Below are 13,043 nucleotides of genomic sequence, written 5' to 3'. Positions count from 1 at the left end.
GCCGCGCCGCGGCGGCCGGATTGCGGACCTTCGGGTCGATGCGATCGTCGCAGAAATTGTCCGAATTCGTGGCCGCAGCAAGCGTAGCCATTAACCGTTCGATAACGTAGATCTTCGTAAGCACAACAATTGTTAAATCGAAGCAAAGATGGTTCCGGGGGTTGGTTGTGTCGCGCTCAAAGCTGTTCGGTGCCGACGACGATGAAGTCGGCGGCGCTCTCAAGGTCAATCTCGTCAAGCAGATCTCGGCATCGGCGACCACGTATCTGCCGAGCGACGTGTTGAACCTTGTCCTGACCGGCACGGCCGATATCGGCGGTTACGGGAACGCACTCGATAACGTCATCACCGGCAACGCCGGGGGAAACCGTCTGCTGGGCTTCTACGGTGACGACCGCCTGTCCGGCGGAGACGGCAACGACACGCTGTCCGGCCACGACGGCAAGGATCAGCTGTTCGGCGACGGCGGCAACGACACGCTGTCCGGCGGTGTGGGCAAGGATCAGCTGTTCGGCGGCAACGGTGACGACACGCTGTCCGGCGGCGCGGACGACGACCGGCTGGACGGCGGTGCGGGCTCCGACGTCCTGCGCGGCTCCGATGGCAACGACCGCTTGGGCGGCGGCGCGGGCATCGACGAGATGTGGGGCGGCGAAGGAAGCGACACGTATGTCGTCGACAGTTTCTACGACAGGATCATCGATACCTCGACTGACGCGGCCGATATCGACCGCGTGTTCGCGAGCGTCAGCTATCAGCTGAGCGAAGGGCTCGATACGCTCACTTTGACCGGTAAGGCCAACATCGGCGGTACCGGCAACGCGCTCGCCAACGTCATCACCGGCAACGCCGCAAGTAACAAGCTGCACGGGCTCGGCGGCAACGACACTCTGCTCGGCCAAAATGGCAGCGACCAGCTCTATGGCGGCGCCGGCAAGGACATCCTCGTCGGCGGCGCGGGCGCCGATACGCTGATCGGCGGGACGGGCCGCGACAGCTTCGTGTTCCAGTCGCTCTCGGACAGCCCCGGCGGCAAGGGCGGTCATGACGTGATCGGCGACCTGAGCCTGAGCGCGGGCTTCGAGCGCGGCGACCGGATCGATCTCTCGGCGATCGACGCGAACACGAAGGTCGCAGGCAATCAGGCCTTCAGCCTCGTCAAGGCGTTCGGTGGCCATGCCGGCGAACTGCAGGTGACGAAGGTCGCGGGTGCGGCAAACAGCGTCCTCGTCTCGGCGGACGTGAACGGCGACGCCAAGGCCGACTTCGTGGTGCAGGTCAACAGCCTCGTTCACCTGCAGGCGAGCGACTTCGTACTCTGAAACTTGAGCGCATCGTCTTTTCCGAAAGCCGGTGGCCGCCTTTCGGGCCGATGCTCTCAAAACAAGGGCCCCCGGTCATCCGGGGGCCTTCACGAGGTCTCAGTCGAGGGCCGAAACCACGATGGCGTCGCCGTCGAGGCGGGCCTGGACCGCCTGGCTGCGGCCGGTGGCGCCGAGGTCGTCGGCGGTCTTGTAGAGGCCGTCGATGGCGATGAGTTCCGGCTCGAACTTACGGCACAGGATGCGCGCGTTGGCGTCGCCCACCGCGCCCGCGATGGCGCGGCCCCTGAGCGCCCCGTAGATGTGGATCGAGCCGCCCGCGATCACCTCCGCGCCCGAGGCGACCGAGCCCATCACGGTCACGTCGCCGTCGAGATGCTGGATCACCTGCCCCGAGCGCACGGGCGCGTCGAGCACGAACGAGCGGTGCCGGGGCGCGGCCGGCGCGGCCTGGACCGGCGCCGTGGCGCTGGCCTGCGCGGCGGCGGGCGTCTGCGCGCCGGGCTCGGGCGGGGCGAAGTCGTCGATCGGCTTGCCGCCGACCAGCGGCGGCGGGAAGCCCGGCCCCAGCGAGGTCGGGCCGATGCCCTCGATGCCGAGAATCGTGATCGAGCGCTTGTTCAGCTCGGCGCAGAGGTCGAGCAGGTCCGAGCGGTCGAAGGACAGGCCGGTCACGTCGAGGATAATCGCGCGCACCGCGAAGAAGGCGGGCGCGCGCTGCTTGAGCGCATCGAGTTCGGCCAGCCACTGATCGACCGGTGGCACCGGCGCCAGCACCATCGCCAGGAACGAGCGGCCGCGGAAGCGGATCGGGGGGCGGGCGGTCACGGGCGGAGCCGGGTCGGACGGGTCATGGCCGCGAGCTTATGCCAGATCGCGAGGGCATCCGCCCAGGGGCGGGGATTGCTCAACAGCAATCGTCGAGGCGGTCAGTCGGCGTGGTACGCCCAGTCGGCGACGCCCAGGCCGACGGCGAGCGCCATTGGAGCGCATTCCGACGAAGTGGACACCGGTTCGTCGAAAGAATGCGCGGCAAAGCAAAGGCTCTACGGCGTGACGATGAAGACGACGATCTCGATGTCGGTCATGGCGATGAACCTTCGAGCAGCGCGCGCAGCCGCGCCTTGTCGGCTTCCAGCGTCAGCGCAGCCTCGGCCCGGTCGAGGGCCATGCGCGACTGGTGCCGCGCGGCCTCGCCGAAGGCCGGATCGCCGATGCGGCCGAGCGCCGAGAGCCCCTTCTGGATGCGCAACTGCACCTCGATCAGCCCGGCCCCGTCGCGGGCCATCAGCATGACGGCATCCTCCAAGAGGTCGGCGGCCGTCAGCGGCGGGATGTGGACGCGCGGATGCTCCGGTTCGCCGTCGGGCGGGGTGGCGCTCTCGCGTGCCCACAGGGCCAGCAGCCGGATCGAGCGGCCGATGACGTCGATGGCGGTGCCGGGATCGTTCGTCGCGGGCGACAGGGCGCGGGAGCCGATCTCGCTCAGGACCGCGAGGCCGAAGCGCGGGTCCTGATCGAACGAGCGCTCGTTGCCGACCGTGAAGGTGCGGGCGACGTGTTGCACGAGGGCGTCGCGGTCGGTCTCCGGCTCGGACTGTGCGATCCAGGCGACCGGGGCGTCCGGATAGGCGAAGGTGCCGGGCACCGCCCGGACGAAGACTTCCGTCCCGGCCGCCTCGCACAGCTTCGACAGGGCCGGCATGTCGATGTGCTGGACGTAGCCGATCGCCGCCAATGTCACCGGGACGGCATCCGCCGGGATGGCGTCCGCGTCGCGCCAGGGGCGCCCGCCGAGATAGGGCGCGCGCAGTCGCGCCTCGATCGCCTTGCGGGTGGCGGCCTCGACCCGGTCGGTCGTCTCGCCGACCCGGCCCAGCCGCGTCAGGTGGTTGATCCAGCGCAGCAGCGCCACGACGATCAGGGCGATGACCGCGATCGTCACCGCGAACAGGATCGCGCGCCCCTGCTCGCCGTAGGCTCCGGTCTTCGACACCACGAGGCCGACGATGCCGAACAGGAACGAGCCGAGGAAGGTCGAGAGCACGGTCTGGGTCAGCCCGTCCTCGATCAGCAGGGTGGTGGCCCGCGGCGTGACGTTGTTCGTGGCCGACCCGTAGGCCGAAACCGTGATGCTGAGCGAGAACGTCGTCACCGTCAGCATGGAGGAGGCGATGACGGTGAGGATGCTGTCGAGGGCGTCGGTGCTGATCGTGATCGGCACCTGCCAGGGCAGGTAGCGATCGACGCTGGTCGCCAGGATCGCGGCCAGCACGCCGGTGAGGCCGATCAGCGTCGCGCGCACCCACAGGCGCCGCGTCAGCTGCGCCATCAACCATCGCCACCGCGGCATCCCGTGTCCTTTCCCCGGTCCCGTCGGACATAACAGGGAAGACCCGCCCCGCGTCGCACGCCCTTCCCGCGTCGCACGCCCTTGCCGGATCGGCCCCCAGCTTATATTGCGACGCGATACCGCCCGAATCGTACTTTGGCGTCACGACCGTCGAACACGGCCCGCGACACGCCGCCTTATGGCCGGGTTTCGTCCGCTCCCTTCGAGAACCCCGATGAAGCTGCGCAACATCGCCATCATCGCCCACGTCGATCACGGCAAGACCACGCTGGTCGACAAGCTGCTCCAGCAGTCCGGCACCTTCCGCGAGAACCAGCGGGTCGAGGAGCGGGCGATGGACTCGAACGACCTCGAGAAGGAGCGCGGCATCACGATTCTCGCCAAGGCGACCTCGGTCGTCTGGAAGGACACCCGCGTCAACATCGTCGATACCCCCGGCCACGCCGATTTCGGCGGCGAGGTCGAGCGCATCCTGTCGATGGTCGACGGCGTGATCGTGCTGGTGGACGCCGCCGAGGGCCCGATGCCGCAGACCAAGTTCGTGGTCGGCAAGGCGCTCAAGATCGGCCTGCGTCCGATCGTGGCGATCAACAAGGTCGACCGGCCGGACGCCCGCATCAACGAGGTCGTGAACGAGGTGTTCGACCTGTTCGCGGCGCTCGACGCCACCGACGAGCAGCTCGACTTCCCGATTCTCTACGGTTCGGGCCGCTCGGGCTGGATGAACACGTCGCCGGACGGCGACCAGAGCCAAGGTCTCGCCCCCCTGTTCGACCTCGTGCTGGAGCACGTGCCGCAGGCGCGTGTCGAGGACGGCCCGTTCCGCATGCTCGGCACCCTGCTCGAAGCCAACCCGTTCCTCGGCCGCATCATCACCGGCCGCATCGCGTCGGGCACGGTGAAGCCGAACCAGTCGATCAAGGTGCTCTCGCGCGACGGCAAGGTCGTGGAGACCGGCCGCGTCTCGAAGATTCTCGCCTTCCGCGGCCTGGAGCGCGCGCCGATCGATGTCGGTGAGGCGGGCGACATCGTCTCCATCGCGGGTCTGCTCAAGGGCACGGTGGCCGACACCTTTTGCGATCCGGCCGTCAACGAGCCGATCCAAGCCCAGCCGATCGATCCGCCGACCGTCACCATGTCCTTCATCGTCAACGATTCGCCGCTGGCCGGCACCGAGGGCGACAAGGTCACGAGCCGCATGATCCGCGACCGCCTGTTCAAGGAGGCCGAGGGCAACGTCACGCTCAAGATCGAGGAAGCCGCCGACAAGGATTCGTTCTACGTCTCCGGCCGCGGCGAACTGCAGCTCTCGATCCTGATCGAAACCATGCGCCGCGAGGGCTTCGAGATCGCCGTCTCGCGTCCGCGCGTCGTGCTGGAGAAGGGCGAGGGCGGCGAGACCCTGGAGCCGGTCGAGGAGGTCGTGGTCGACGTCGACGAGGAATACTCGGGCGTCGTCGTGCAGAAGATGTCGGAGCGCAAGGCCGACATGATCGAGATGCGCCCGTCCGGCGGCAACCGCCTGCGCCTCGTGTTCCACGCGCCCACCCGCGGCCTCATCGGCTACCAGGGCGAGCTGATGACCGACACCCGCGGCACCGCGATCATGAACCGCCTGTTCAAGGCCTACGAGCCCTACAAGGGCGAGATCGCCGGCCGCCGCAACGGCGTGCTGATCTCGAACGACAAGGGCGAGGCCGTGGCCTACGCCATGTGGAACCTGGAAGACCGCGGCCCGATGATGATCGAGCCCGGCGCCAAGGTGTACCAGGGCATGATCGTCGGCGAGCACAACCGCGAGAACGACCTCGAAGTGAACGTGCTCAAGGGCAAGAAGCTGACGAACATCCGCACTACCTCGAAGGACGAGGCCGTGCGCCTGACCCCGCCGATCCGCATGACGCTGGAGAAGTCGCTCGCCTGGATTCAGGACGACGAGCTGATGGAAGTCACGCCGAAGTCGATCCGCCTGCGCAAGGCCGTGCTCGACCCCAACGACCGCAAGCGCGCCGAGCGTGCCAAGGACTCGCTCTCGGCCTGATTCTTTTTCAGGGCTGAAATGAAAGGCCACGGCGCCCGGCGCCGTGGCCTTTTTCGTGAGCGGTTTCGATGGCTCAGGCGGCCCGCACCGACTCGAGGAAGTGGCGCACCTGCGCGTCGAGCTGCTCCGAGCGCTGCGACAGCTCGGAGGCCGAGGCGAGGACTTGGGCCGCCGCCGCGCCGGTGGTCTCCGCCGCCTCGGCCACGCCCGCGACGTTGCCGGTGACCGCGCCGGTGCCGGAGGCGGCCTCCGTCACGTTGCGCACGATCTCCTGCGTCGCCGCGCCCTGCTCCTCCACCGCCGCCGCGATGCTGCCCGCGAGCCCGTCGATCTCGCGGATGCGGCCGGCGATCCCGCCGATCGCCGCCACCGCCCGGTCGGTGATGCCCTGAACCTGGCCGATCTGGCCGGAGATCTCGTCGGTCGCCCGCGCGGTCTGGTTGGCCAACTCCTTCACTTCCGCGGCCACCACCGCGAAGCCGCGACCGGCCTCGCCGGCCCGCGCCGCCTCGATGGTGGCGTTGAGCGCCAGAAGATTGGTCTGGCCCGCGATGGTCGAGATCAGGCCGACCACGTCGCCGATCTTGGCCGCCGCCGCGCTCAGATCCTGCACGAGCTGGGCGGTGCCCTCGGCCTCGCCCACGGCGGCCTGCGCCAACGTGGTCGAGCCCGAGACCTGACGGCCGATCTCGCCCACCGAGGCGCCGAGTTCCTCGGCCGCCGCCGCGACCGTCTCGACGTTGGCGGCCGCCTCCGCGGCGGCGGAGGCGGCCGCGCCCGATTGCGAGGCCGTCTGCGCCGCGGTGCCGGCCATGCTCTGCGCCGTCGCCTGAAGCTCGGTCGCGGCGGAGGCCACCGCCCCGACGATGCCGCCGACCGCCCGCTCGAACTCGTCGGCCATCGCCCGCATCGCCGCCTTGCGTTGCGCCTCGGCCCCGGCGCGGGCGAGCGCCGTCTCCTCCTCATGGGCGCGGGTGCGGATCAGGTTGTCCTTGAACACCTGCACGGCGGCGGCGACCGCGCCGATCTCCTCGCGCCGCTCCCGGAACGGGATCGCGACGGTGGCGTCGCCCGCGGCCAAGCGGCCCATCAGGTCGGTCATCCGGCGCAAGGGGCGGGAGACGGTGAGCGCCAGCAGCAGGATGCCGAAGGCCGACACGACGAGCATCGCCGCGTAGCCCGCGCCGGCGGCGAAGCGCGAGGCGGCGGCCGCCTCGTCGGCGATCCGGGCGCGCCGATCGAGCAGGCCCTCCTCGGCCCGCGCGATCTCGGCCGCGGACGCGCGCACGGCGTCCATCGAGACCTTGCCCCGGCCGGACGCCGCGATCCGCAGGGCTTCCGCCCGCGTGGCCTCGTCGCGCATCAGCGCGATCTCGCGCTCGGCGATCTCGGCGGTCCACGTGCGGGCGGCGGTTTCCAGCGCGTCGAGCCGCTTCATCTGCTCGGCATTGTCGGAGACGAGGCCGCGCAGCTCCCGCATCGTCTCGGCGAAGCTCTGGGCGCCGGCGCGGTAGGGAGCGAGGAAGGCGGGGTCCGAGGCGATCAGGTAGCCGCGCAGGCCGGTCTCCTGATCGACCATGGCGCCGGTCAGCCGATCGACCTTGCGTAGCACGAGATAGGTGTGGTCGCGCCAGCGGTTGGCCTCCTCGATCGTGCCGAGGTTGCGCCAGCCGAGGAAACTCGAGGCCGTCACCGCGCAGACGACCAGTCCGAACGCGAGGGCGAGCTTGGCGACGATGGGGAGGTTCGAGACGACGCGCATGGCTGGGTGTCGGAAGCGATGTTGCGGGGAGCAAATTGCTGCCGGGGCGTGGCTAACGAACCGTGAAAGGCCGATCACGGACTGATAAAGGGCGCGCCGTACCGCGCGAGGACTGGTGAAAGTGTGCTCTATGCGGCACAGGCCGAAGCCGTGCTTGTCATGGCGGCGGGCGTGACGCGTAGAGGGCGTGTCAACATAGCCTGTCAGGCTGGGGCGTCAACCGGAATGGGCGGCGAGGAATAGTCCGAGGCCGACGGCGAGCAGCAGGCCGGCGATGCGGGCGAACGCCGTCGCGCCGACCCCGTCCTCCTGCCGGCGCAGATGGGCGAGCTGCGCGAAGATCGCCGCCCAATAGGCCGCCCACAGGCTGAGCACCGCGTTCATCTCAGGGCACATGGGCCCCGGGAGGGACCGCGGGAAGGGCTCAACGCGCGGCGTAGGCCGCGAGCGTGGCGCGCAGGCCCTCGTCCAGGGTGAGGCGGGAGCGAAAGCCGACTTCCTCGGTCAGCCGCCGGATGTCGGCTTCGATGCAGGCAGGCTCGCTCGGGGGGAGGGGGCGGGCGCCGAACGCGATCAGTTCGGGGCGGCCGGTGAGCCGGCCCAACGTCTCCAGGATCGCCCGCACCGGCACCGCCGCGCCGGAGCCGACATTGACCGGGCCCTCGACAGTAGAATCGAGCAAAGCCGCGAAGGCCTCGCCGGCTTCTGACACATGCAGAAAATCGCGGCGCTGGCGGCCCTCGCTGGTGGCGAACTCTTGTCCGGCGAGCAGCGCGCGGACCGCATCGCCGACGAGCCGGCCCGACGCCTCGCCCGGTCCGTAGAGATAGAACAGCCGGCCCCAGGCCAGCGACAGGCCGGTGCCCGCGGCATAGGCCGACAGGATGCGGCGCAGGCCGTCCTTGGCGGCGCCGTAAAGCGTGGTCGGGCGGCAGGGGGCGGATTCGGACAGGTGCCCGTCGATGGCGCGTCCCCTCCCCCTTGCGGGGAGGGGTTCGGGGTGGGGGTGGTTCAGGATGAGGCGAGGCGGTGCCTCCTGCACCACCCCCACCTCCGGCTCCTCCCCGCAAGGGGGAGGAGAGGCGACCGTCCAATCGTACTCCGCGCAGGTCCCCGCCACGACGGCGCGCGTGCCGCCGGCCTCGTGGAAGCCGCGCACGAGGTCGAGGCTGGCGGCCGTCCAGTCGAGGTTGTCCGGTGCCTGCCAGTAGCGGCCGGGCTCGGTCACCCAGGCGAGGTGGAGGAGATGGCTGGCGCCAGCCGCCCGCACGGCGGCGCGGCGGGATACTTCGTCGAGCAGGTCGGCGGCGTGGAAGACGTGGGCGCCCGCCGGCGCGCGGCGGCCCACGGCGTGGATCTCGAAGCCGCGGGCAATCAGCGCCGCCACCGCAGGGCGACCGACGAAGCCGGCCCCGCCGGTGACGAGGACGCGCCTCACCGCGCCGTCCAGTCGGGATAGGTACGGTCGCGCTCGGAGATCACCGTGACGGGCTCGGGCCACGCGACGGCGAGGGCGGGATCGTCCCAGCGCAGGCCGTCGGCGGCCCCGGCCGTGAACGGGCGGTCAATCATGTAAAGGACTTCCGCGCCGTCGCTCAGCGCCTGGAAGCCGTGGGCGAAGCCTGCCGGGATGTAGAGCGCGTGGCGGCTCTCGGCCGAGAGCGTCACCGCGCACGATTGCAGGTAGGTGGGCGAGTCGGGCCGCAGATCGACCGCCACGTCGTGGATCGCGCCCGCGGTGCAGCGCACGAGCTTGGTCTCGGCGTGAGGATCGCGCGAAAAATGCAGGCCGCGCACGGTGCCGCGGCGGGCGTTGAACGACACGCTCGATTGCGCGAACCGGGCGATCAGGCCGTGTCGGGCGAACTCGTCCTCGCAGAAGGTGCGGGCGAACAGGCCGCGTGCGTCCGCGTGCGGTTCGGGCGCGATCCGGACGAGGCCGGGGAGGGCGAGGGGTTCGAAGATCATGGCGCCGACCGGGCGCCGCGAGCGATCCCCCCCACGCCCTCATCCTGAGGTGCCGGAGCGCAGCGGAGGCCTCGAAGGAGGGCTCCAGTCCGCGCGCGATCCCTGGAGCCCTCTTTCGAGGCCCGCCAAGGCGGGCACCTCAGGATGAGGGGGAGGGGGGGAGTGAGGGGGAGGGTGGGATGATCCCGCATCCTCAAAACACCGTCAGTTCCGGAATCGCCACCGCGAACCGCCCGCCCCATTGGCGGATCGCCGCCATCTCGCCCGCGATCTCGTCCTTGAGGTTCCAGGGCAGAATCAGCACCGTGTCGGGGCGCAGGGCCAGAAGCGCCTCCGGCGAGACCACCGGGATGCGGCTGCCCGGCAGCCACGTGCCCTGCTTGTGCGGCGAGCGGTCGGCGACCGCCTGCACCAGTTCGGGGCCGATCCCGCAATAGTTCAGGAAGGTGTTGCCCTTGGCCGCCGCGCCGTAGGCGCAGACGGTGCGGCCGGCCGCGCGCTCGTCGATCAGGAAGCGGAGCGCCGCGCATTTGATGTCGGCGACCGCGCGGCCGAAGCCGGCATAGCCGGAGGGATCGAACAGGCCGGCGGCCCGCTCCGCGTCGAGCACGCGGGCGACCGCTTCGGTCGTGGCGTGGGCGGCGGAGTCGCAGCAGGCGAAGACGCGCAGCGAGCCGCCATGGGTCGGCCATTCCTCGACGTCGAACACCCGCAGCCCGTGGCGGGCCAGGATGCCGGCGACGACGCCGAGCGAGAGATAGGAAAAGTGCTCGTGGTAGATCGTGTCGAACTGCCGGCTCTCGATCATCCGCAGCAGGTGCGGGAACTCGAAGGTCGCCACGCCCTCCGGCTTCAGGATTTCCGAAAAGCCGGCCACGAAATCGTGGATGTCGGGCACGTGGGCGAGGACGTTGTTGGCCGCCGTCAGGTCGGCGCGGTGGCCGCTTCGCGCGAGGCGGTGCCCGGTGTCGCGGCCGAAGAACGCCACCTCGGTCGGCACGCCGCGCTCGACCGCGACGCGGGCGACGTTGGCGGCGGGCTCGACGCCGAGCACGGGCACGCCGCGGGCGACGAAATATTGCAGCAGGTAGCCGTCGTTGCTCGCCACCTCGACCACGCGACTGTCCGGCCCGAGGCGGAAGCGCGCGATCATCGCATCCACGTAGGCTTCCGCGTGACGCAGCCATCCGGCGGAGAAGCCGGAGAAGTAGGCGTAGTCGGAGAAGATGGCCTCGGGGCTCTCGAAGGCCTCCAGCTGCACCAGCCAGCACGCCTCGCAGACATAGGCGTGGAGCGGGTGGAAGGTCTCGCCCCGGTGGCGGTGCTCCGCACGGACGTAGGCGTTGGCCAGCGGCGACAGGCCGAGATCGCAGAAGGTCCGGGTGAGGGCGGCGCCGCAGGCGCGGCAGATCGGAAGCGACATGCGGGTTCCGATGGATCGGAGACGGGCGGATTTCCCCTCCCCCTTGCGGGGAGGGGTCAGGGGTGGGGGTGGTTCAGGATCGAGCGCCGCGGTGCCTTCTGCACCACCCCCACCTCCGGCTCCTCCCCGCAAGGGGGAGGAGAGTACGTGGCGCCTCAAGCCTTATCACGGCTTGGAGCCCAGGGGCCCGTAGCGGGCGATCTGCGCCTCGGTCAGCGCCCGCGGGTCGGCGCCGGCGGCGGCGTCGCGGTACCATGCGGCGGTCCAGTCGAGGGCGGCGTCGAGGGGGAGGCGGCGGTCCCAGCCGAGGCGGGCGCGGGCCTTCGAGGCATCGACCTTGAGGTAGGTCGCCTCGTGCGGATGCGTCTTCTGCGAGAGGTGCCAGCCGGCGCCGCCACCCCAGCCCCGGCTCAGCCGCTCGACCAGATACGAGACCGGCCGGCAATCCTCGTCGGCCGGCCCGAAATTCCAGCCTTCGGCGAAAGCCGCACCGTCCATTCCGAAAAGGCATTCGGCGAGCCGCAGGTAGCCGGCCAGCGGCTCCAGCACGTGCTGCCAGGGCCGGATCGCGTGGGCTGAGCGGATTTCGACGGACTCGCCGTTCTCGAAGGCGCGGACGATGTCGGGCACGAGCCGGTCCTGCGACCAGTCGCCCCCGCCGACGACGTTGCCGGCCCGCGCGCTGGCGATCCGGGCCGGATGGCGCCCCTCGCCGAAGAACGAGGCGCGGTAGGCGTTCGTGACGAGTTCGGCGCAGCCCTTCGAGGCGCTGTAGGGATCGTGCCCGCCCATCGCCTCGGTCTCGCGATAGGCGTAGGGCCATTCGCGGTTCTCGTAGGCCTTGTCGCTCGTCACCACCACGACGGCGCGCACGTCGCGCGCGGCCCGCACCGCCTCCAGCAGGTGGACGGTGCCCATGGTGTTGACCGAGAACGTCCCCACCGGATCGAGATAGGACGGGCGCACGAGCGCGCGCGCCGCCATGTGGATGACGATGTCGGGCTGCGCGACCGCGAAGGCATCGCCCAGCGCCCGGGGGTCGCGGATGTCGCCGATGCGCGAATATTCCGGCGGGAAGCCGATGCGCTCGAACAGGTTCGGCCGGGTCAGCGGCGGCAGGCCGAAGCCGACGACGCGGGCGCCGAGCGTTTCGAGCCACAGGGCAAGCCATGCGCCCTTGAAGCCGGTGTGGCCGGTCAGCAGCACGCTCTTGCCGGCCCAGAAGGCGGGATCGGGCAAGGTCCCCATCACCACACCTTCCACGGCGCGTCGCCCCGCGCCCACAGTTCCTCGAGGTGCTTCTTGTCGCGTAGGGTGTCCATCGCCTGCCAGAAGCCGCGGTGGTGGTAGGCGTGGAGTTGCCCCTCGCGGGCGAGGCGCTCCAGCGGCTCGCTCTCCCATACGGTGGCGTCCCCCTCGATGAGGTCGAGGACTTTCGGCGAGAGCACGAAGAAGCCGCCGTTGATGGTCGCCCCGTCGCCCGCGGGCTTTTCGCGGAAGGCGCGGACCGCATCGCCATCGAGGTCGAGCGCGCCGAAGCGGCCCGGCGGCACCACGGCGGTGAGCGTGGCGAGGCGGCCATGCGCCCGATGGAACGCGTGCAGCGCGGTGAGGTCGATGTCGGCGACGCCGTCGCCGTAGGTCATGAAGAAATCCTCGTCGCCGAGGTAGTCGCGCACCCGCTTGAGGCGTCCGCCGGTCATGGTGGCGTCGCCCGTCTCGATCAGCGAGACGCGCCAGTCCTCGGCGGTCGAGCGGTGGAACGCGACATGGCCGCGGCCGAGGTCGAGCGTGACGTCGCTCAGGTGCAGGCGGTAATTGAGAAAAAACTCCTTGATGACGTAGCCCTTGTAGCCGAGGCAGATCACGAACTCGCTCACGCCGTGGGCGGCGAAGATCTGCATGATGTGCCAGAGGATCGGCCGTCCGCCGATCTCCAGCATGGGCTTGGGGCGCACCACGGTTTCTTCGGACAGCCGGGTGCCGAGGCCGCCCGCGAGGATGACGGCTTTCATCGGCGGCTCCCGCGACGCCAAAACCCTCCCCCCTCCGCGGGGGAGGGTGCCTGCGGAGCAGGCGGGAGAGGGGAGCGACGGTGCAGAGCGAGGCGCACGGCATACGCCGCTGCGCCACCTACGGGCACGGGGTTTCCCCTCTCCCGACCCCCTTCGGGG

General features: G+C 70.2%; 11 protein-coding genes. 2 read left to right on the top strand and 9 right to left on the bottom strand.

The genetic code is table 11. From position 1 onward, the window contains the following. Positions 1 to 167: 167 nt before the first annotated feature. Positions 168 to 1,322 carry a calcium-binding protein gene (locus tag AAHG03_RS12200; protein WP_342150936.1) on the top strand — a complete coding sequence of 385 codons (1,155 nt, stop codon included), beginning with the start codon at positions 168 to 170 and terminating at the stop codon, positions 1,320 to 1,322. A gap of 99 nt (positions 1,323 to 1,421) precedes the next feature. On the opposite strand, the gene minC is transcribed toward AAHG03_RS12200, so the two are convergent. Beyond that, complete coding sequence (gene minC, locus AAHG03_RS12195; RefSeq protein ID WP_342150935.1) at positions 1,422 to 2,150, bottom strand: septum site-determining protein MinC; 729 nt, start codon at positions 2,148 to 2,150, stop codon at positions 1,422 to 1,424. A gap of 256 nt (positions 2,151 to 2,406) precedes the next feature. Beyond that, positions 2,407 to 3,654, bottom strand: coding sequence for a DUF2254 domain-containing protein (locus AAHG03_RS12190; protein WP_342150934.1), 1,248 nt, complete (start codon positions 3,652 to 3,654; stop codon positions 2,407 to 2,409). A 235-nt stretch (positions 3,655 to 3,889) separates the two neighbouring features. Between AAHG03_RS12190 and typA the strand changes: the two genes are divergently transcribed. After that, positions 3,890 to 5,716, top strand: coding sequence for a translational GTPase TypA (gene typA, locus AAHG03_RS12185; protein ID WP_342150933.1), 1,827 nt, complete (start codon positions 3,890 to 3,892; stop codon positions 5,714 to 5,716). A 73-nt stretch (positions 5,717 to 5,789) separates the two neighbouring features. On the opposite strand, the gene AAHG03_RS12180 is transcribed toward typA, so the two are convergent. From AAHG03_RS12180 to rfbF, 7 genes are all read right to left on the bottom strand, one after another. Then, a complete protein-coding gene (locus AAHG03_RS12180; protein ID WP_342150932.1) occupies positions 5,790 to 7,478 on the bottom strand; it encodes a methyl-accepting chemotaxis protein in 1,689 nt (562 codons plus the stop codon). A gap of 216 nt (positions 7,479 to 7,694) precedes the next feature. After that, positions 7,695 to 7,862 (bottom strand): hypothetical protein, encoded by a 168-nt coding sequence (locus AAHG03_RS12175; protein WP_342150931.1) that lies wholly within the window; start codon positions 7,860 to 7,862, stop codon positions 7,695 to 7,697. A gap of 40 nt (positions 7,863 to 7,902) precedes the next feature. Further along, the gene (locus AAHG03_RS12170; protein WP_342150930.1) at positions 7,903 to 8,916 is read right to left on the bottom strand and encodes an NAD-dependent epimerase/dehydratase family protein; all 1,014 of its coding nucleotides are present in this window, start codon (positions 8,914 to 8,916) and stop codon (positions 7,903 to 7,905) included. After that, positions 8,913 to 9,446, bottom strand: a complete 534-nt coding sequence (gene rfbC / locus AAHG03_RS12165) for a dTDP-4-dehydrorhamnose 3,5-epimerase (RefSeq protein ID WP_342150929.1) — start codon at positions 9,444 to 9,446, stop codon at positions 8,913 to 8,915. Before rfbC ends, AAHG03_RS12170 begins: the two co-directional genes overlap by 4 nt. Before the next feature lie 193 nt (positions 9,447 to 9,639). After that, on the bottom strand, positions 9,640 to 10,869 hold the full coding sequence (locus AAHG03_RS12160) for a class I SAM-dependent methyltransferase (protein ID WP_342150928.1): 1,230 nt from the start codon (positions 10,867 to 10,869) through the stop codon (positions 9,640 to 9,642). 165 nt (positions 10,870 to 11,034) lie between these two features. Beyond that, positions 11,035 to 12,117, bottom strand: coding sequence for a CDP-glucose 4,6-dehydratase (gene rfbG / locus AAHG03_RS12155; protein WP_342150927.1), 1,083 nt, complete (start codon positions 12,115 to 12,117; stop codon positions 11,035 to 11,037). Next, complete coding sequence (rfbF, locus tag AAHG03_RS12150) at positions 12,117 to 12,884, bottom strand: glucose-1-phosphate cytidylyltransferase (protein WP_342150926.1); 768 nt, start codon at positions 12,882 to 12,884, stop codon at positions 12,117 to 12,119. Before rfbF ends, rfbG begins: the two co-directional genes overlap by 1 nt. Between the last annotated feature and the right edge of the window lie 159 nt (positions 12,885 to 13,043).

It is taken from the genome of Methylorubrum subtropicum, assembly GCF_038442325.1.
GTDB classification, from domain to species: domain Bacteria; phylum Pseudomonadota; class Alphaproteobacteria; order Rhizobiales; family Beijerinckiaceae; genus Methylobacterium; species Methylobacterium subtropicum.
The sequence above is the reverse complement of the archived record's forward strand: the minus strand, read 5'-3'. Positions and strand labels throughout refer to the sequence as shown.